Annotated in this window: 18 protein-coding genes and 1 tRNA gene; 9 read left to right on the top strand and 10 right to left on the bottom strand. The window is 37.6% G+C overall.

Translation table 11 applies throughout. The annotated features are described in order from the left end of the window. Genes tsaD through AC59HC_RS03090 form a run of 3 tightly spaced genes read left to right on the top strand, consistent with a single transcriptional unit; the run spans position 1 to position 2,101 of the window. On the top strand, positions 1–1,017 hold the full coding sequence (gene tsaD, locus AC59HC_RS03100; RefSeq protein WP_110010838.1) for a tRNA (adenosine(37)-N6)-threonylcarbamoyltransferase complex transferase subunit TsaD: 1,017 nt from the start codon (positions 1–3) through the stop codon (positions 1,015–1,017). Further along, positions 1,014–1,409 carry a hypothetical protein gene (locus AC59HC_RS03095; RefSeq protein WP_110010837.1) on the top strand — a complete coding sequence of 132 codons (396 nt, stop codon included), beginning with the start codon at positions 1,014–1,016 and terminating at the stop codon, positions 1,407–1,409. Before tsaD ends, AC59HC_RS03095 begins: the two co-directional genes overlap by 4 nt. Then, positions 1,406–2,101 (top strand): RsmE family RNA methyltransferase, encoded by a 696-nt coding sequence (locus AC59HC_RS03090; protein WP_496557981.1) that lies wholly within the window; start codon positions 1,406–1,408, stop codon positions 2,099–2,101. The genes AC59HC_RS03095 and AC59HC_RS03090 overlap by 4 nt, the downstream gene beginning before the upstream one ends. 47 nt (positions 2,102–2,148) lie before the next feature. On the opposite strand, the gene AC59HC_RS03085 is transcribed toward AC59HC_RS03090, so the two are convergent. Further along, a complete protein-coding gene (locus tag AC59HC_RS03085; RefSeq protein ID WP_202843407.1) occupies positions 2,149–2,829 on the bottom strand; it encodes a TrmH family RNA methyltransferase in 681 nt (226 codons plus the stop codon). A 159-nt stretch (positions 2,830–2,988) separates the two neighbouring features. On the opposite strand from AC59HC_RS03085, the gene AC59HC_RS03080 reads away from it, so the two are divergent. The 4 genes from AC59HC_RS03080 to AC59HC_RS03065 all read left to right on the top strand — a co-directional run bounded on the left by AC59HC_RS03080 (position 2,989) and on the right by AC59HC_RS03065 (position 5,940). Then, positions 2,989–4,005, top strand: a complete 1,017-nt coding sequence (locus tag AC59HC_RS03080; RefSeq protein ID WP_343643849.1) for an asparaginase — start codon at positions 2,989–2,991, stop codon at positions 4,003–4,005. A 55-nt stretch (positions 4,006–4,060) separates the two neighbouring features. After that, positions 4,061–4,147, top strand: a tRNA-Ser gene (locus AC59HC_RS03075). Positions 4,148–4,324: 177 nt separating this feature from the next. After that, a complete protein-coding gene (locus AC59HC_RS03070; RefSeq protein WP_047428034.1) occupies positions 4,325–4,741 on the top strand; it encodes a hypothetical protein in 417 nt (138 codons plus the stop codon). 404 nt (positions 4,742–5,145) lie between these two features. Then, a complete protein-coding gene (locus AC59HC_RS03065; protein ID WP_343643850.1) occupies positions 5,146–5,940 on the top strand; it encodes a DUF2490 domain-containing protein in 795 nt (264 codons plus the stop codon). A 121-nt stretch (positions 5,941–6,061) separates the two neighbouring features. On the opposite strand, the gene AC59HC_RS03060 is transcribed toward AC59HC_RS03065, so the two are convergent. The 7 genes from AC59HC_RS03060 to AC59HC_RS03030 all read right to left on the bottom strand — a co-directional run bounded on the left by AC59HC_RS03060 (position 6,062) and on the right by AC59HC_RS03030 (position 16,439). Continuing rightward, positions 6,062–6,757, bottom strand: a complete 696-nt coding sequence (locus tag AC59HC_RS03060) for a hypothetical protein (protein WP_110010832.1) — start codon at positions 6,755–6,757, stop codon at positions 6,062–6,064. Positions 6,758–7,361: 604 nt separating this feature from the next. Further along, positions 7,362–8,894 (bottom strand): M20/M25/M40 family metallo-hydrolase, encoded by a 1,533-nt coding sequence (locus tag AC59HC_RS03055; RefSeq protein WP_202843419.1) that lies wholly within the window; start codon positions 8,892–8,894, stop codon positions 7,362–7,364. Positions 8,895–9,215: 321 nt separating this feature from the next. Beyond that, the gene (gene map / locus AC59HC_RS03050) at positions 9,216–9,980 is read right to left on the bottom strand and encodes a type I methionyl aminopeptidase (protein WP_496557980.1); all 765 of its coding nucleotides are present in this window, start codon (positions 9,978–9,980) and stop codon (positions 9,216–9,218) included. Between the two features lie 201 nt (positions 9,981–10,181). Then, on the bottom strand, positions 10,182–11,639 hold the full coding sequence (locus tag AC59HC_RS03045) for a TolC family protein (protein WP_202843429.1): 1,458 nt from the start codon (positions 11,637–11,639) through the stop codon (positions 10,182–10,184). Continuing rightward, the gene (locus AC59HC_RS03040; protein WP_496557979.1) at positions 11,611–14,802 is read right to left on the bottom strand and encodes an efflux RND transporter permease subunit; all 3,192 of its coding nucleotides are present in this window, start codon (positions 14,800–14,802) and stop codon (positions 11,611–11,613) included. The genes AC59HC_RS03045 and AC59HC_RS03040 overlap by 29 nt, the downstream gene beginning before the upstream one ends. Before the next feature lie 21 nt (positions 14,803–14,823). Continuing rightward, entirely contained in the window at positions 14,824–15,906 is a 1,083-nt protein-coding gene (locus AC59HC_RS03035) for an efflux RND transporter periplasmic adaptor subunit (protein WP_411414327.1), read from the bottom strand. 146 nt (positions 15,907–16,052) lie between these two features. Beyond that, positions 16,053–16,439, bottom strand: coding sequence for a hypothetical protein (locus AC59HC_RS03030; RefSeq protein WP_110009503.1), 387 nt, complete (start codon positions 16,437–16,439; stop codon positions 16,053–16,055). A gap of 639 nt (positions 16,440–17,078) precedes the next feature. Between AC59HC_RS03030 and AC59HC_RS03025 the strand changes: the two genes are divergently transcribed. Both AC59HC_RS03025 and AC59HC_RS03020 read left to right on the top strand, forming a co-directional pair. Beyond that, positions 17,079–17,471, top strand: coding sequence for a multicopper oxidase domain-containing protein (locus tag AC59HC_RS03025; protein ID WP_496557978.1), 393 nt, complete (start codon positions 17,079–17,081; stop codon positions 17,469–17,471). 38 nt (positions 17,472–17,509) lie between these two features. Further along, on the top strand, positions 17,510–17,944 hold the full coding sequence (locus AC59HC_RS03020; RefSeq protein ID WP_202843434.1) for an META domain-containing protein: 435 nt from the start codon (positions 17,510–17,512) through the stop codon (positions 17,942–17,944). Between the two features lie 54 nt (positions 17,945–17,998). Here the strand turns inward: AC59HC_RS03020 and AC59HC_RS03015 are convergent, their stop codons facing one another. Further along, a complete protein-coding gene (locus tag AC59HC_RS03015) occupies positions 17,999–18,259 on the bottom strand; it encodes a SemiSWEET transporter (protein ID WP_343644050.1) in 261 nt (86 codons plus the stop codon). 34 nt (positions 18,260–18,293) lie between these two features. Then, complete coding sequence (locus tag AC59HC_RS03010; RefSeq protein WP_429816435.1) at positions 18,294–19,328, bottom strand: NAD(P)/FAD-dependent oxidoreductase; 1,035 nt, start codon at positions 19,326–19,328, stop codon at positions 18,294–18,296. Positions 19,329–19,358 lie beyond the last annotated feature (30 nt).

The raw sequence follows: 19,358 nt of genomic DNA, 5'->3' as shown, positions 1-19,358 counted from the left end.
ATGAGCGACTCTATAATTTTAGGTATTGAATCGTCCTGTGACGACACCTCAGCAGCTATCATCAAGGGAAATTCTATTCTTTCAAACATTGCCGCGAACCAGGCCATCCACAAAGAATATGGCGGCGTTGTCCCTGAATTGGCTTCACGAGCCCATCAGCAAAATATTATCCCCGTTGTTGAAAAATCTTTTTCTAAAGCAAATATACAACAAAATGCTATCTCTGCTATAGGATTTACTCGCGGACCGGGACTTTTAGGATCTCTTCTTGTAGGAACATCATTTGCTAAGTCTTTGGCGATGAGCCTGAATGTACCTTTGATTGAAGTAAATCACCTTCAAGCCCACATTCTGGCCCATTTCATCGAGGATGCAAATCCTGTGCCGCCTACCTTTCCTTTTTTATGCCTTACCGTAAGCGGCGGACATACCATGATTGTATTGGTAAAAGACTATTTTGATATGGAAATCATCGGCAAAACCATTGATGATGCAGCAGGAGAAGCTTTTGATAAAATTGGAAAGATTTTTGACCTTGATTACCCTGCAGGCCCCATCATCGACAGATTGGCTAAGGAAGGAAATCCCGATGCTTTTACATTCAACAAACCGAAACTGGAAAACTACGATTATTCTTTCAGCGGTATTAAAACTTCCGTGCTGTATTTCATTCAGAAAGAAGTCAGAAAAAATCCGGATTTCATTAAGGAAAATCTTAATGACCTTTGTGCTTCCGTACAAAAATCAATTATTGAAATTCTGATGAATAAACTTGAAAAAGCAGCCAAAGATCTCAAGGTAAATCAGGTCGCTATTGCAGGAGGTGTATCTGCCAATTCTGCACTTAGAAAGGCAATGGAAGACAATAAAGAAAGACTGGGATGGAGTATTTATATTCCAAAATTCGAATATACTACAGATAATGCAGCCATGATTGCCATGGTAGCAAAACTGAAGTTTGAACGTGGAGAATTTACCGATCTGAGAACTTCTGCAACGGCAAAATACGATTTATGAAAATACTCTTAGAAGAAAAAGTACTGGGAACACATTCTAAAAAGAACTCAAAATATTACTGGGTATTGGAAACTATCACAGGAAGACATGAGGGCTCAGAAACTTTTTCAGAGTTTAACGGAGAAAGTTCTGAGACTGGATATATTCAGGATATCAAAGAAGAAGTTTTAAAATTAATTAATTCTGAACATCTTTTTAGTTTTCCCTATATTCCAAAAGAAGGAGATTATTTATCCATCAAAAATAATTTGAGAAAACAGGAATATTTAAATCTGATTTTCATTAATAATGTATGGATAGAAGAAATATACATGTGTTCTTACCGGGAATGTGATACAGATATATATACAACCATCAAAACAGGAGTAGCATTTATAAACCAGGATATATGAAACTATTCTACGGAGACATCAACAGAAATAAAGTTATAATCAACGACGAAGAACAGCAGCATATTGTAAAAGTTCTTCGCATGAGAGATGGTGAAACGATTCACGTGACGGATGGAAAGGGAAAACTGGCTTCCGGAAAACTGATTATAGAAGGCAAGAAAGCGGGGATTGAAGTTTCTGAGATCAAAGAAAATCTGCCGGAATTCAATCCTCAACTTCATATTGCGATTGCTCCCACCAAGAATATTGACAGAATTGAATTTTTTGTGGAAAAAGCGGTGGAAATGGGGATTTCAGAAATAAGCATTATTATCACTGAAAAAACGGAGCGTAAAAACATCAACATCGATAAAATCAGGAAACAGGCTGTTGCAGCATCCAAGCAGAGCCTGAGATTTCATTTTCCGGTTATCAATGATGCTGTAAAACTGACGGATTTTCTGAAAAATATTGATCTGGAGCATACCTTTGTAGCGCATTGCCATCAGAATCTGCAAAGAATTGATCTTAAAAATATTCCTCAGCTGAAGCAGCTTACTTTTTTAATAGGCCCCGAAGGTGATTTTTCTGAAAAGGAGATTGCATTTCTGGCAGAAAACAAAGTAAGAGCGGTTTCTCTAGGAAGTCAAAGACTGAGAACGGAAACGGCGGGAGTTTTTGTGGCCGCATGGAATTATTACAATATGATATAAATACAAAACGAGAAGGCACAAAACCTTCTCATTTTTATTTCAGATTACTATTTCCAGTCAATATTATTTTCTCTCAGATATTTTTCAAAAATCTGCTGTCCGCTTCTGATTGAATTGACAGCCCAAAGGATTTGCATCCTTAAAAGTTTTTCTTCATTCAGTTTATAATCAATCCCAGACTTTATCAGCTTTTGTTTCAGTTCGTACATACAAATGGAAGCCGCTACAGAAACATTGAAGCTTCTTGTAAAGCCATACATTGGGATGGCCAGTGTTTCATCGGCAAAATCTAAAATCTCCTGGGAAACACCCTCCATTTCAGTTCCAAAAACCAAAGCAATGGGTTCTGTTATTTCATATTCAGGTAACATTTTAGCGTTCTTTTCCAGCGAAACAACCACTATTTTATATCCGCGGTCTTTAATATTCTGGAAAGATTCCATATTTCGGGGAAGTTTTTCTACCTCAACCCAGGTATCAGCTCCTTTTGTTACACGAAGATTGGGTTCAAAACTGTATTCTTCCTGCAAAGCCACTACTTTATGGAAACCACAGGCTTCCACAGAACGTACAATGGCTGCTGCATTTCTAAACTGATAGATATCTTCCACCACCGGAAGGACAAAGTCTGAACTTTCCTGAGAAAAATGTTCAATTTTCTCGAGCCTTTCTTCGGTTAAAAACTGTTTTAAATATTCAAAGGTTTGCGCTAAATCTTTCATCCGCATTTAGTTATTTTTTCAATAGCCTTATGAAACATCAGTCATTTTCATTTTATTTTTATAAAATTTCATGATAAGCGTTTCATTCATTTTCAAATCTTTGCAAATTAACGTAATTTTGACCTATGAACCCTAATCGGGGGCCAATTCTTAATAAATTAGTACATGAAGCGAAAAGTCCTGCTCATCTATACCGGTGGAACCATCGGAATGGAAAAAGATTATGAAACCGGAAGTCTCCGTGCCTTTGATTTTGGAAATATATTCGAAAAGATGCCTGAAATGAGGCTTATGGAATGCGAAGTCTTTGTACATCCTTTCGCCAAACCATTGGATTCCTCGGATATGGGACCTGAAGAATGGAGAGTGATCGCTAATTACATTCACAAAAATTATAACGACTACGATGGCTTCCTGATTCTTCACGGAACGGATACCATGTCTTATACGGCATCTGCGCTTAGTTTCATGCTGAAAGGATTAAGAAAGCCTGTCATCATGACAGGATCTCAGCTTCCGATTGGTGATCTGAGGACGGATGCCAAGGAAAATCTTCTGACCAGCCTTTATTACGCCAGCCTTTATGAAAATGATGAAGCAGTCATTCAGGAGGTTGCCATTTACTTTGAGTATAAATTATTAAGAGGAAACAGAACGTTGAAATATTCCGCAGAATATTTTGATGCTTACGCAAGTCCGAATTACCCTATTTTGGGACAGTCTGGAGTTCATCTGAATATTATTAAAGATAACCTTTTCCGTTGTGACCCGACAGTAGAATTTCACGTGGATGAACATATTTCTGAAGATATTTTATTCTGGAGGATTTTTCCGGGAATGCATCTGAGTCACTTCAGAGAAATTCCTAAAATGAAGGTTCTTATTCTTCAGGTTTTTGGTTCGGGAACTATTTTCAGCAGTGCAAAAACGCAGGAAACGCTTCAGGAAATCCGAGATAACGGGACTGAAATTGTAGTGGTAAGTCAGTGTATTTCAGGAGGCATCTCATTCGGAAAGTATGAAAACAGTAATATTTTCTCCAGAATCGGAGCGATCAGCGGAAGAGACATGACAGCGGAAACAGCGATTACCAAAGCCATGCACCTTATTGATAACCCTAACTACTCCGGAAGCTTTGCCGATAACTTCACCAGAAGTCTTTGTGGAGAAATTACAGATTAATTTGTAAGAATAATTTGGATATTCCAGAAAATACACTATTTTTGCAATCTCAAAAAGAAAGGTGTCCGAGTGGTTGAAGGAGCTACCCTGGAAAGGTAGTATACGGGTAACTGTATCGAGGGTTCGAATCCCTTCCTTTCTGCAAGAAAGTAAAGCCTGTGCTAATGATTAGCACAGGTTTTTTTATGCCTAAAATTTTGGTACCTTTTCTCATAGGTATTTATACTCACTCTAATAATTGGTCATTTATACTCTACTGCAGGTACCTTGTTCTTCGTTACTTTGAAATACAATCTAATCACCTAAAAAACAAATCAATATGACATCAACAAGTGTAAATGCAAATTCTTCAGGTCAGTTAGTACTTGGAAACGGAGCACAGTTCTGGGTGTATCTTTCCCCACAAAATGATACTTCTAAAATGATTTCTACATGGCGTGTAACTTTTTCACAGGGAGACTGGAGCGACTTCATCTCAAGCGAAAATCCTACTAAACAGATTCAGACTCCCAATCTTTCCGGGATCTTTGAAATCAGAGTAGAATTATTAAGCGGATCTACCGGTACCTGGCGCCAGATTCCCCCTCAGGCCGGAAGTCATAATGAAATAGGCTGTAACTCCAACTGTGCTTCAATGGTAGGAATTGTTGCAGACAGTACAAATCCTCCTATCGGAGCTATTAATGCCCATTTCTGGACAACATGGGATGCTATGTGCGGAGTAAGACAGAATTAATAGTAAATAAACCAGTCCATAAACCAAATTGCCACAGTATTTATATTGTGGCAATTTACTTTATATACCATACAAAATCAAATAATTACACAGTAAACCAATAAATACATAGTGCTTTTCCACAAACTACTAACAAGTTACTCACATTTTATCCACAATTAAAATATTATTACAACATTAAGTTTTCCATTAGAATCTTATTCCTAATTCTATCCTAAATCAGGCCTTTACTTTGTCTTGTTTTTAAACAGTATTAAAAGATTTTGAATAAACATTCTATGAACAAAGCCTCTAATTTTGCTATTATAAAGTATTCTCTCTGCGTATCAACAGTATTCTTATCCGTCTCATGGTTTCGCAGCTATTTAAGATTAACAGTAAAACAGTTATCCATACTATTGAGCATGAAGAAATTTTTTGCAGGATTATTTTTATTGGGATGTATAGGAACATCGATCAAAGCGCAGATCAGTCCACCTGGACTGGGAGATGCCAACAATGCATTCTGGGGAGCCTTCGGAGTGAAGCGACAACTCGACTCTTTGGGTAAAAAACAGGCTTTGAGCTACGTAGCCATCGGGAGAAAAAGCAGTCCGGATGATCATAATCTGTTTTCGAAGCAGGCGATCATTGTTTTAAATCATGAAGTTTATCATTCATTTGCGCCACACCAGCAATATAGTTATGCATTAAGTTACCGGCGTCAGCCACAGTATGAAAGTACAGCTCCTTATGATAAAGAAAGTACGGAACAGGAATTCAGAATTTACGGAAGATATGCCTATACTTTTGATCTCGGCAGGAAATGGAAACTTAAAAGTACCATACGCCAGGAATTCAGGAAATTTTTTGATGCAGACTTTCATCAAGTCGAAGAGGATTTTCAGTTGAGAACACGGATCAAGAATCAGCTCACCTATAATTTATCTCCAAAAAACAATCAGAAACTGGCCTTGAGTGCAGAAGCCCTGTTTTCTATAAGCCATCTCAATGAGCCGGATTCTGAATGGAATTCGTTTGGATATCGTGAAATGCGTATTGCGGCGTACTATATGTTTACAATTCCGAACTCTCCTTTTACTGTAGACATAGGATATATGGACGATCTGATCAGAGACAGCAGAAGTATTCATCATGGTGGCGTTCATTATCTGGCAGCCGACCTGGTATGGAATATTCCTTATAAAAAAAACAAGTAATACACATAAGCAAGTATTCATACAATTGCAATACAAAATCCCGATCATTACTGACCGGGATTTTTGGTTGAAAACATAAGTTTTCCGCAATATAATTAAGTATGAATGTTTGGTGTAAAATTTAGTTGCACAAAGTCAGAAACTGACGGCTCAACTGCACATTGAATTTGGCTTCCGCTCTTGAGCGTGCATAAATAGTCTGTTTAAAAGCATGCACAGTTTTTAATTTCTGGTCTATAAACTCTGCAATCTGAACAACAGAAAAAAGAAAATCCCTGTATACTGCCATATTAACGGTCTGTCCATAATAGGGAAGATAAGCTTTTAAAAATGGAATGGCTTTCTGATGACGGTTGTAGCTGATACAATACCCTACTCCTTCCATTGAAGTAATAATACTGTAATTATTAATATAGTCCTGAATATTTTTACTTCCATCAAGAGCATGAGCATTTTTTGAACAAAACTTATTGATCTTATCCAGAATATGCTGGGCATACTCCATCATGGAGATATTTTTAAATTCAAATACCTGATTCATTCCATTGGATGGAGAAGTTTCACTATCACAATCAATACAGAAAGAGATTCCGATTTTTTCATGATAAGGAAAAAAGCAGTCTTTCACTTCAATGGAAGCATCCGGCTTTAGCATATCATCTGCAAAGTTATAATACACATAGGGCCTGTAAAGCTCAGCAAGCGCTTCCAGATAATCTGTTTCGCTGGTATTATGATATTCTTCAAACCATTTTTCAAGGTTATCGTAATAATTACTTTCAAAGTCGTTAAAGTTTAAGTAAAATGGCAATTCCATAGCTCTGTAATTTTGATATGACAAAGCTATAGCCGTAATGCGACAAAACTTGACGTAATATATTTTTTTGTAAAAAGATTTTTGTCAATGGTCAATTTTTGCTTCGCAAAGTCAATCGTCAATCATAATTAAAGCTAAAGTTCGCAAGGTCTATTAATATACAGAATTTATCAGTTCGCAAAGGGCACTCCGTTCAGCCAAGACATTAGTGTGTACATTGCTGAGTGAAACGCCTTCGCGATCGTTTTTTATAATAAAATATCGTAGCGGACTTTGTGTTAAAATCTATGTAAGTGTATCAAAAACTTGACGCAATATATTTTTTGTGAAAAAGATTTTTGTCAATGGTCAATTTTTGCTTCACAAAGTCAATCGTCAATCATAATTAAAGCTAAAATTCCCAAGGTTTATTAATATACAGAATTTATCAGTTCGCAAAGGGCACTCCGTTCAGCCAAAGACCTTAGTGTGTACATTGCTGAATGAAACGCCTCTGCGGTCGAAAAAAAGTAAACATCATAAAAACTTTGCGAACACCACGTTTAATTATATACGAGCTTATAAAATTCACAAGCGCAGCGATTTGACCATTCACCATTGACACTTATTTATCATAATTCTTCATAATGTACTCAAAGTAGTGGATCATTTTCAGATAGTTTTCAATACTAAGATATTCATTGGTACTGTGAATACTCTGCTGCTCGGCACTGTTGATCTTAATCGGCATGAACCTGTAGACGTTTTTGCTTACAATTTCATATTTACCGGCATCGGTTCCAGCCATAGTAAGATAAGGGGTAACAATGGCTCCTGGATGAATTTCTTTCACTCCGGCTTCTATCATTTTAAAAGCTCTTGTATTGGTTGGGGAAATAGCAGAAGCTTCCCTTGTATTATCAATTTCTTCTACCTCAACATCAAAACCTTCAGTCGATTTAGCAATATGATCTCTTACATCTTTCACCGAATTTCCGGGAAGTAATCTGAAATTAACCACAAATTCCACTTCTGGAGAAAGGACGTTAGTTCCATCACTTCCTTTCATCATCGTTAAAGCTGTTGTGGTTCTCACCAAAGCATTGGTTGTATTATTTTTGGTAAGCTGGGAAATCAGTACCGGTTTTAAAAGCCATTGATTCGCCAGTGCCATTCTTGTGGCAAAAGGCATTTCACCTCCGATATTCGTAAAAAATTCTTGGATTAAAGGGGTAATAACAGGTTTCATCTGGTGATCTTCCAGACGCTGCATGATAACAGCAGCTTTTCCGATTGCGCTTTCCATAGGAGGCATAGAAGAATGTCCGCCCAGCCCTTTTACTTTGATTTTTGCAGAAAGAAAACCTTTTTCAGCACATCCTACTACGGCAACGTCTGTATCAATTCCGGCTACATTTCCTTTTCTCATAATCAATCCTCCTTCGTCATAAACAGCATCGAATTTCAATCCCTTTTTCTTAAAATAATCGGCAATCTGAATCGCTCCTTTCTTTCCGCCTACTTCTTCATCAAAACCGAAAGCCAGATAAATATCACGCTGTGGAATCTGTTTGTTTTTAATCATAGAATTCATGGATTCCATCAAGGAAAAAAGCATTCCCTTCATATCTATGGCACCTCTTCCGTAGATCCTTCCGTTGGCAACAGCTCCTGAAAAGGGGGCAAATTCCCAATCTTCTGCGACTTTTGAAACGGGTTCTAAAGGTTTATCATCCGGACGGAATACATTTGGATCATTATTCTTTATATCAGCATCTCCGGGAGGAACTACGTCCATATGGGAAAGAAATAAAATGGGTTCCAGAGCAGGATTGCTTCCTTTAAGCCTGAACACCAGTCCATATTGGTTCACCTCAACATTTTCCGTATTTTGATAGACCAATGGATAGGATGTTTTCAGATAGGTTTTAAACTGATCAAACGGAGCATAGTCGAATTCACCCAAACTCCCTGTAGAAACGGTGGGTACTTTTATTCCTCCTGAAAGTCTCATGACTGCAGAATCATTTTTTACCGGTTTCCAGCCCTCGCCTGCCCCGATATTATTTTTTTTAAATGGATAGGTGTAGGTTTTGATTAATACGACAGCAGCCAGAATGACAACGATTCCCAAAAGGATTAAAAGAAATTTTTTCATAGTGAATAGTTTGTGAGGTGATTTTATTCTATAAATATAACAAAGTATTTTATGCCCAACAATTTAAAGCCTGGTTTTTTCATCAATGGAACATTTACAACAGATTCTTTTGGGTATAAGATGACGGATCGTTTTTATAGTAAACGTAAAGTTTTATATTCCTAAAACTGAATATAAGAGAGCTAAGCAGTAATCAACAAGTTGATTCGATGAAGCTTTGAGTCTTTCTAGTACTTTGTGTTTTTTCTTTAACGCAAGGACACAAAGTTTTTTATTACTGATATATTTAAGGCAATCGTTTTCACACCGTTGCGGTTTCTTTTAATCCAGGATTTCGTTCATTTCGGTTAAAATGATAGGTTTTCCATCAGTAATTACAATGGTATGCTCATGCTGGGCCATGTAACCGCCTTTATTACCTACCATAGTCCATCCGTCTTTTAATTCTACAGCAATATTGGAATCGGTGGAGATAAATATTTCAATAGCCACCACAGAGTTTTTCTTAAAACGTCTGGAATCAAACCGGTTTCTGTAGTTCAGCAGTTCATCAGGCTGTTCGTGTAAGCTTCTCCCTACTCCATGGCCTGCAAGATTCTTAATAACTTTAAGACCTCTTTTCTTCGCTTCTGTTTCCATTAAATGCCCTATGTCTGCTATTTTGACACCACCTTTGATATTGTCGATAGCTTTTCTCAGGATATCCTTGGAAGCTTCCACCAGTTTCTGATGTCCGTGAATATCTTTTCCGATCACAAAAGAACCTCCATTATCTACCCAATATCCGTCCAGTTCTACTGAAACATCAATATTGATCAGATCGCCTTCTTTCAAAATCCTTTGATCTGTTGGAATCCCATGGCAGAATTCATCATCCACGCTGATACACGTCCAGCCTGGAAATCCATACGTCAGATAAGGTGCTGATTTTGCTCCGAAACCTTCCAGTATTTGGGCTCCATATTCGTCCAGATCTTTTGTGGTCATGCCGGGTTCAGCATAATCCATCATTTTCTTCAATGTATAGGCAACAGCTTCACTTACTTTTTGCATTCCCAGCATCTGATCTTCGTTGGTGATTGACATAGTTTTGTTTTGATTGTTATTGAATATTACAAAGTTAGGAAATTAAAATATTCTTAGATGATCTGTTTTCATTTAACATGATCCTCCAACTGGCGCGGCCACAACGACAAAAACATGTTGCTTAAAAATAAAAAAGGGCCAACTCAAAAGAATTGACCCTTCCAAAAAACATTAACTGTTTATTGATAGAATTATGATGTTTTATTTCCAGCCTCCACCTAAACTTTTATAGATGTCAACTACTGTGCTGAGCTGTTTCTGTTTTGCCTCAATAAGTTCCATTTTAGCATCCAAAGCATCTCTTTGGTTCAAAAGAACCTCAAGATAATCTGCTCTTGAATTTCGGAATAACTGATTGGCAATATCAATAGACTGATCCAGGGCTTTCGTTTCCTGAGATTTCAGTTGATAATACTGATCTATATTTTTAACCTTTGACATCAGATTGGCAACGTCCAGATAAGCATTCAAAATCGTTTTGTCATATTCGTACAATGCCTGAACCTGTTTTGCATCTGCTGTCTGAAAATTCGCTTTTATGGCACTTTTGTTAATTAATGGTCCTGCTAATTCACCCACAAGATTGTAAGCTATTGATTCCGGCATTTTAACAAGGTATGAAGGTTTGAAAGCCTCCAGGCCTAATGTTGCCGAGATTTCCAGGGAAGGATAAAACTCTTTTCTTGCCGCTTCCACATCCAGTTTTGAAGCTTTTAATTCCAGCTCGGCCTGTTTGATATCAGGACGGTTGGCTAATAACTGAGATGGTATTCCGGTATAAACCGTCGGAGGAATGGTAGACATAAAGTTTTCCTTCGTTCTCACAATCGGCTGTGGATATCTTCCCAGCAAAGCATTGATTTCATTTTCTTTCTCAGTAATCTGCTGGCGGATGGTATATTCTGCCGCTTTGGATTTTGCCAGTTCTGCTTCAAATTTCTTCACCGCCAATTCTGTTGCAGCAGCGGCTTCTTTCTGAATTTTAGAAATTTCCAGTGCTTTTTGCTGAAGCTTGATATACTGCTGTATAATATCCAATTGATTATCCAGCGCCAGCAATTCATAATAATTATCGGCAACTTCTTCAATAAGATTAGATAAAACAAAGTTTTTCCCTTCTACTGTAGAAAGATAATGGGCTACGGCAGATTCTTTTTCCGTTCTGAGCTTTTTCCAGATGTCAATCTCCCAGCTGGCATTTAATCCTGCTTCAAAATTTCCAAGCGGATCTGGCATTTCCTTTCCCGGTTCAATTTCTGTGGTAGCATCACCTGCTCCTTCGCTGGTATAGCGTCCGGATTTTTTCAGTCCTGCTCCTACTCCTGCAGACACCGTTGGGGTTAATCTTCCTTTTTTAGCTAAAACACCACTTTTAGCAATCTCAATCTCCTGAAGAGTAATCAGCAGCTCCTGATTATTTTTTAAAGCCGTTTCAATAAGAGTTACCAGGTTTGGATCCGTAAAGAACTGTCTCCAGGGTGTGGTTCCGCTGTTATTGTTGGCATCCTGCTGCTCTTCCTGATTAAAGTTCTGAGGAATATTTTCTTTTACCTCATCTTTTATAACAGTCGCCATCGGCGCCTTACAACTTGCAAGTACAAGTGATAAGGTAATGGCTGTGATTATATTTTTAGTCTTCGAATTTTCCATCATGTTCATAAGGTTCAGTTTGTTCTGTTAAAGGATTCTCTTCTTCATATCTCGCCAATCGTGACTTATCATCAATGGTTCCGAAGATATAATACAATCCGGGGATAATCATCAATCCGAAAATAGTTCCGATTAGCATTCCTCCTGCTGCTGCTGTACCAATGGTTCTGTTACCAATTGCTCCCGGCCCCGTTGCAATCACCAATGGAATTAATCCGGCAATGAAGGCAAATGAGGTCATCAAAATCGGACGGAAACGGATGGCAGCACCTTCAATAGCAGCTTTTGCCACTGGGATTCCTTCTTCGGCTTTCTTCTGTACGGCAAATTCAACAATCAACACCGCATTTTTACCTAATAGTCCGATCAGCATCACCATCGCCACCTGTGCATAAATGTTATTCTCCAGTCCTAAGAGTTTTAAGCATAAAAAGGCTCCAAAAATACCTGTAGGCAGAGATAAAATAACCGGAAGCGGAAGGATGAAACTTTCATACTGTGCAGAAAGAATCAGGTAGACAAATCCTAAACAAACCAGGAAGATAAATATAGCTTCATTACCACGGCTTACTTCGTCTTTAGAGATACCCGCCCAGTCGATACCAAACCCTCTTGGAAGTGTTTTATCTGCAACTTCCTGAATCGCTTTGATCGCCTGGCCACTACTGTATCCGGGAGCAGGCGTTCCACTTACTTCTGCAGAGTTATACATATTGTGTCTTGTAATCTCCGATAGTCCGTATACTTTTTCAAGCCTCATAAAATCTGAGTAGGGAACCATCTGGTCTTTATCATTTTTAACATACAGCTTCAACAGGTCAGTTGGAAGTGCACGATATTGAGGGCCAGCCTGAACAATGACCTTATACGGCCTGTCAAAGCGGATGAAACTCGTTTCATAGTTGGAACCGATCAATGTAGACAGGTTATCCATTGCTTTTTCAATGGTTACTCCTTTTTGCTCTGCAAGATCATTGTCTATCCTAAGCATATATTGCGGGAAACTTGCAGAATAGAATGTAAATGCCGAACCAAGTTCCGGGCGCTTCTTAAGCTCCTTCACAAAGTCATTACTCACCTGTTCCATTTTATGATAGTCGCCACTTCCTGCTTTATCCAGCAAACGAAGTTCAAAACCTCCTGCAGCTCCATATCCGGGAACGGAAGGCGGCTGGAAGAATTCAATATTGGCTCCCGGAATATTTTTGGCCTTTTCTTCGAGCTTTTCAATGATTTCGGCAGCAGATTCTTTACGCTCTTCCCAACTTTTAAGGTTGATCAGACAGGTTCCTGAATTAGATCCGGTACCTTCCGTCAAAATCTCATATCCTGCAAGGGAAGAAACTGATTGTACTCCATCAATATCTTCTGATTCTCTCAGAAGTTCTCTGGCAATCTGATTGGTCCTTTCCAAGGTGGATCCCGGAGGTGTCTGAATAATGGCATAAATCATTCCCTGGTCTTCAGCCGGAATAAATCCGGAAGGTAAAGAGTTGCTCAGGAAGAATGTGCATGCACAGAATGCTAATAACAGCGGTAGTGTTATTGTCTTTTTCGTCACTGTTTTATTCAACAGCTTTTCATATCTCCCTGCTCCTTTTGTAAACAGGTTGTTGAATTTATCGAGGAAAAGAGTAACCGGAGTTTTCTTCTTAGCTTTTCCATGATTATTTCTCAGGATCAGAGCACATAATGCCGGTGTCAAAGTAAGTGCCACAACCCCAGATAAAATAATGGACGAAGCCATTGTAATGGAGAACTGACGATAAAATACCCCAACCGGTCCGGACATAAAGGCAATCGGAATGAATACGGATGCCATTACCAGCGTAATAGCGATAATTGCTCCACTGATCTCATGCATGGCCTCCTCGGTGGCTTTTAATGGTGAAAGATGTTTTTCTTCCATCTTGGCGTGAACAGCTTCAATAACTACGATCGCGTCATCTACAACAACCCCGATGGCCATTACCAGGGCAAATAGAGAAATCATATTCAGGGTAATTCCAAAAGCGGACATGACAGCAAATGTTCCCACCAATGAAACCGGAACAGCTAATGCCGGAATCAATGTTGAGCGCCAGTCTCCAAGGAACAGGAATACTACGATAGCAACCAGGATGAAGGCCTCAAACAATGTGTGGATAACTTTTTCCATGGAGGCATCCAGGAATCTTGATACGTCATAACTGATATCGTAATGCATTCCTTTCGGGAAGTTATTTTTTTCAAGATCCTTCATCAATGCTTTTACATTTTTGATAACGTCACTTGCATTGGATCCGTAGGATTGTTTTACGGTGATCGCTGCGGAAGGTTTTCCGTTCAGTGTAGAATAAATATCATACATTGAACTTCCAAACTCTATATCGGCAACATCTTTTAATCTTACAGATTCTCCGTTTGGTTTTGCTTTTAAAATAATGTTTCCATAATCTTTTTCGTTATTAAAACGTCCGGGATATTTTAATACATATTCGAAAGACTGTGAGCGTTTTCCGGAACTTTCTCCTGTTTTTCCGGGAGAAGCTTCCAAACTCTGCTCATTCAGAGATTCCATTACTTCATCTGCTGAGATGTTATAGGCGGTTAATCTATCCGGTTTAAGCCAGATACGCATGGCATATTCACGGGTTCCCAGGATATCTGCAAAACCTACACCGCTTACCCTTCTCAATTCAGACATTACGTTGATATCTGCATAGTTGAAAAGGAATTTCTGGTCAGCTTTAGGATCATCACTGTACAGGTTAATATACATCAACATGTTAGGTTCTTCACGCGTGATCTTTACTCCTTCACGTACTACCAGAGGCGGAAGTTTATTGACCACTGAAGATACACGGTTCTGCACGTTTACTGCAGCTACATTGGGATCCGTACCCAGATCAAATACAATCTGAATGGATGCTTCCCCGTCATTTCCGGCATCTGAAGTCATGTATTTCATACCGGGAACTCCATTTAATCCTCTTTCTAAGGGGATTACTACGGATTTAATCAACAATTCGTTGTTAGCTCCGGGATATTCTGCGGTGATATTTACTTTAGGCGGAGAAATGGAAGGAAACTGTGTCACCGGAAGTTTTACCAATGACAATATTCCCATAAATACAATAATCAATGAGATTACTATGGACAGAACTGGTCTGCGAATGAATTTCTTAAACATACTGTTTCGTTTTAGAGACCACTACTCTGCTTTTAGTTTCAATGATTGAAGAACTTTCTTAGGATCCTGGAATTTTGTTTTCACTTTCTGATCATCCTTTACTTTCTGAACTCCTTCCAAAAGAATCTGATCTCCTTTTGAAATTCCTGATGCCACTACATACAAGTCCGGAAGTTCATAGGCTACTTTGATATTTCTGGATTTAGCTACTCCATTTTTATCAATCACAAATACATATTTCTGATCCTGGATTTCATAGGTTGCTTTCTGTGGAATGATCAATGCATTATGAACCGGCATTGACATCTGTACTTTCCCGGTTTCTCCGTTTCTCAGAAGTTTATCAGGATTAGGGAATTTCGCTCGGAAAGCAATATTTCCTGTTTCATTATCAAATTCTCCTTCAATCGTCTGAATTTCTCCTTTTTGTGTATACATTTCTCCATTGGCTGTAATCAGAGAAACCTGGTTGCTGCCACGATCTGCAGCATGAGTCTGATAGCTCAGATATTCAGGTTCAGAAACATTGAAATAGGTATAGATACTTGTATTGTCTGACAATGAAGTCAGCAGATCACCTTCATCTACAAGACTTCCCAACTTCAGAGGAATTCTGTTGATAATACCGGAAAACGGTGCTTTGATGTCAGTAAAGGAAAGATGGATCTGCGCCAGTTTCATTTCTGCGTTGGCAGCATCCAGTTTGGCTTTTGCCATTGCTTTTTCATTTTTAGAAACGATATTGTTTCCTGCTAATGTACTTGCGTTTTTCAGCTCAATGGAAGCCTGTTCCACTTCTGCTTTTGCTTTTAATAATTCTGCCTGATACAATTTAGGCATGATCCGGAACAATGTTTGTCCGGCCTGTACGTACTGGCCTTCATCTACAAAGATTTTTTCCAGGAAACCTTTTTCCTGAGCTCTCACTTCAATGTTTTTTACAGATTGAATCTGGGCTACATATTCTTTATTGATTACGGTATCCATTACCACAGGAGATGTCACCGGATATACGGTAACTTCTTCTTTTTCTTCTTTTTTCTTATTGCAGCCAACTACCAGCAGAAGGACACTCAGCGCAATTCCCGAAACAACTCTCTTTATCATAATTCTAGAGTTTATATAAATCGTTAATGTTTTGATAGAATAAAACGGTAATAAAAGCGGTACGATGTGATGATTACCGGCATACACAGCGTAAAGTATTTCTACCTGGAATCAGGCAGAAAATCAATAAAAACGGGGAATTCTTAAATTCTAATGGAACGGATAAGAATGAATCTTTTGGTAGATAGGCCAAGAACAAAACCATGAATATCCGGTTTTGACCGCTTACAACTTTTCAATCCAAAAATATAAACAAGACTGAAAACTCCGGCAAAAACAACAATAGCCTGCCATACATCAGACAGCTGGAAATCGTTTTCGGTAAGTTCTAAAGTGGAATTGTCTACATTGTCTGCCATTTGCTGAATAGAGAGCTTTTCAAAAGTCTGATTCAGGCGGTTGGCTCTTTTGGGCATATGATGAGAAACATGACCGGAATAGTCATTTCGAAGCGTTTTAACGTTGAGTCTGCTTTCCACTACAAAGAGCAGAAAAAGACCGGTTAAAAAGTATACTATAAAGTTTCTCATTTTGAAGTTGCAAATGTACACCCAGATTATGATACTATCATAGCAGATTAACAAAATTTAACTCTCCTTTAAAATACCTGAAAATAAAAGAATGAAAAGTATTTAACATTTCCTTTATTTAAGCATAATTCAAGCAATCCTAATCTTTCATCTGTGCCCATTTAAATTTTCAAATATTAAGCCACTTTTTTGGATTTAAGGAAATTTTAATTTTAATGCTGTTGCTTTTTTGAACATTTCCAAGTGTCCCGGTATTCTATTCTGCCCCCTCCCTTATCCAAAACTAAACTTCATCATAATTTCAGATTATTAACATTAACTTATTGTTCTTCTCTTCTTTTTGAGTTATTTTTGCCAAAAATTTACACAACAAATGAAAAATGAAGAAAAACTACTTTATCCTTCTGGAAAAAAATCCTTTTAAAAATCCTGAATTAACAAGGTTTATCCTAAATTTTCCACAATAATTATTACTTTCTGTTTCGTGAATTCTGTTTCAAAAAACTGTGAGTTAAATGAGCTAATATTTTAATTATCTGTTAGTTTATGAAAAATTAACACATATTTATTAAAAATATTTGTAAATTTATATAGCATTAATATCATAATTCATGAAACACTTTAAAATCACTTATCACTATGAAAAATTTATTAGTACCAATCCTTTTTGGATTGACCATTATTTCCCTAACAGCGTGTAAGCATCCCGGAAAAGAAGCTGAAACCATTACCGCTGCTGCCCCAGAAAATACAGATGACATTTCAAAAAATGTGTATGTTGACAGTTATGGAGAAAAAATAGAAGTGACCATCAACAATACCAAAAATACAGCAACAATACATTTAAACGGTAAAACTTTTGACCTTAAAAAAAGTGATGCCTTACCTGAATATACAGCCTCTAATGAAGAGTATCAATATTCTGATATTAAAGGCAATATCACTTTCCTGAAAAAGAATGTAGATATGGTTCTGTTTCATCTTAAACAGGCAAAAAAAGAGTCTGGTCCTGCAAAAATGGCATCGTATTAGCATAGGGATTAGCAATTCTAATTAAAAAAATAAACATTATGAAAAGTTTATATTATTATTTTTCGGCACTTGTAATCGCAACATTTTTAGTTGTTTCGTGTAAAACACAAAATGCTCAAAAAGCGACAACTGATATTACAGGAAAAACGTGGAAACTTACAGAGCTTAACGGGAAACCGATTGAACTGAAGAATCCTAAAAACAATCCTTATTTCAAACTTGAAATGGATGGAATGAGATATCAGGGACATGCCGGATGTAATGGCTTGGGAGGAACATTTGAGATCAAACCTGAGGTAATGAGAATTAAGTTCAATCAGGGAATGTCTACCATGATGGCTTGTGAAGATCTTGATATTGAAAATCAATTTACGAAAGCAATCCTGGCAGCAGATAATTACTCTGTAAACGGAAATACCCTTACTTTAAACAAAGCAAGAATGGCCCCTTTAGCTAAATTTGTTCTTCAATAATTAAATTTCACTTACATAAAAAAAATACGCTTCATCATGATGAGGCGTATTTTTTTATTTTTTTTTATTGTACATCATATAGCATACCAGAAGGCTGACATTGACCAGAACAGCAAATGCGTTTGACAAAATAATGGGAAGTTCATCTTTTGCAAAGCCATACCACACCCATAAAGAGAGTCCTGAAATAAGAACCAGGAGCATAAGTAAGGAAATATCTTCCACATTTTTTTCTCTGATTACTTTGACAAGCTGTGGAATCATCGAAATAGAAGTAAGAACGCCGGCAACGATACCTAATATATTTTCATCCATAGATTTTCAGTTTGGAAATTAACACTAAGATACACTATTGAAATCTTTTCAATGAAACTTCTTCATGCAATGGAATATCCTGTTCAATAAAACGGAATAAATCTCTTGCAAAATAGCAGCCGTTGAGGATACCACGGGCACCAAGCCCGTTAAAAACGTAAAGATTACCGAATGTTTCATGTCTTCCAATGATGGGTCTTCTGTCTTTTACTGTGGGGCGGAATCCAAAATGTACTTCTTCCACTTCAAAATCATAAGGATAAAATTCTGAAAGTCCCTTCACCAATTGGTCAACTGCTGATTCATCAATGTGATGGTGAAGCTGCTCTCTGTCATAAGTGCCTCCGTAAAAATACAGTCCGTTTCCGGTTGGAAATAAAAAGTGTTTTTTCTTAATGGTTATGTTTTCAGGAATTGGCTGGGAAAGTTTCACCCTGATGTGGTGGCCTTTGTTAGGATTCACGGTGATCTCTGAAAAATAGGGATTGTCTTTCACACCCATTCCTTCACAGAAAATAATATTTTTGAAGGTATAATCTTTATAAGTGGATTCAGATGGATTTAATTTTGAATAATCAAATTTTTCCTTTACCAATTGATCATTTTTTTCAAAATAATCGAATAAACCGCTAAAAAATCCATTAACATTCAATCTAGCAGATTGATTCACCTTTCCTGTAAGAAAGTCGTTTTTTACTACCTCTAAACGATCAAAATTCTGATCAAGAAAATTCGACAATTCTTCATTTGCGGATTTTTTCAGCCATAAATTCTGTTCATTCTCATCATGAAAAATTCTGTGAATAGGAGCATTGATCAGATAATTTTCCCCTGTATATGATTCTATTTCTTTAAGACTGTCTTTAAGAAAATCTATTTGTTCCTGCGCTTTCCAGAATGTGGTAAACTTCTTCAGGACCACAGGATTGATAATTCCTGCTGAGACCTGGGAAGCACTTTTTCGTCCTTCAGTAAAAATGACGAAAGATTTATCATTTTTAATTAGCTGATGGGCCAGAAAAAGCCCTGCATATCCGTCTCCTACAATAATATAATCTACATGCTTCATATGAGAAATTTCATTTGTTTAAAGGTCATA

Source organism: Chryseobacterium sp. DZ-32 (genome assembly GCF_059587025.1).
The sequence above is the reverse complement of the archived record's forward strand: the minus strand, read 5'-3'. Positions and strand labels throughout refer to the sequence as shown.

Coding starts and splice junctions, on each gene's coding strand:
- AC59HC_RS03015 (WP_343644050.1), bottom strand. CDS start 18,259: ATGGATGAAAATATATTAGGTATCGTTGCCGGCGTTCTTACTTCTATT.
- AC59HC_RS03090 (WP_496557981.1), top strand. CDS start 1,406: ATGAAACTATTCTACGGAGACATCAACAGAAATAAAGTTATAATCAAC.
- AC59HC_RS03070 (WP_047428034.1), top strand. CDS start 4,325: ATGACATCAACAAGTGTAAATGCAAATTCTTCAGGTCAGTTAGTACTT.
- AC59HC_RS03065 (WP_343643850.1), top strand. CDS start 5,146: ATGAAGAAATTTTTTGCAGGATTATTTTTATTGGGATGTATAGGAACA.
- AC59HC_RS03025 (WP_496557978.1), top strand. CDS start 17,079: ATGAAAAATTTATTAGTACCAATCCTTTTTGGATTGACCATTATTTCC.
- AC59HC_RS03095 (WP_110010837.1), top strand. CDS start 1,014: ATGAAAATACTCTTAGAAGAAAAAGTACTGGGAACACATTCTAAAAAG.
- AC59HC_RS03055 (WP_202843419.1), bottom strand. CDS start 8,894: ATGAAAAAATTTCTTTTAATCCTTTTGGGAATCGTTGTCATTCTGGCT.
- AC59HC_RS03060 (WP_110010832.1), bottom strand. CDS start 6,757: ATGGAATTGCCATTTTACTTAAACTTTAACGACTTTGAAAGTAATTAT.
- AC59HC_RS03045 (WP_202843429.1), bottom strand. CDS start 11,639: ATGAACATGATGGAAAATTCGAAGACTAAAAATATAATCACAGCCATT.
- AC59HC_RS03030 (WP_110009503.1), bottom strand. CDS start 16,439: ATGAGAAACTTTATAGTATACTTTTTAACCGGTCTTTTTCTGCTCTTT.
- tsaD (WP_110010838.1), top strand. CDS start 1: ATGAGCGACTCTATAATTTTAGGTATTGAATCGTCCTGTGACGACACC.
- AC59HC_RS03080 (WP_343643849.1), top strand. CDS start 2,989: ATGAAGCGAAAAGTCCTGCTCATCTATACCGGTGGAACCATCGGAATG.
- AC59HC_RS03085 (WP_202843407.1), bottom strand. CDS start 2,829: ATGCGGATGAAAGATTTAGCGCAAACCTTTGAATATTTAAAACAGTTT.
- AC59HC_RS03040 (WP_496557979.1), bottom strand. CDS start 14,802: ATGTTTAAGAAATTCATTCGCAGACCAGTTCTGTCCATAGTAATCTCA.
- map (WP_496557980.1), bottom strand. CDS start 9,980: ATGTCAATCACCAACGAAGATCAGATGCTGGGAATGCAAAAAGTAAGT.
- AC59HC_RS03020 (WP_202843434.1), top strand. CDS start 17,510: ATGAAAAGTTTATATTATTATTTTTCGGCACTTGTAATCGCAACATTT.
- AC59HC_RS03010 (WP_429816435.1), bottom strand. CDS start 19,328: ATGAAGCATGTAGATTATATTATTGTAGGAGACGGATATGCAGGGCTT.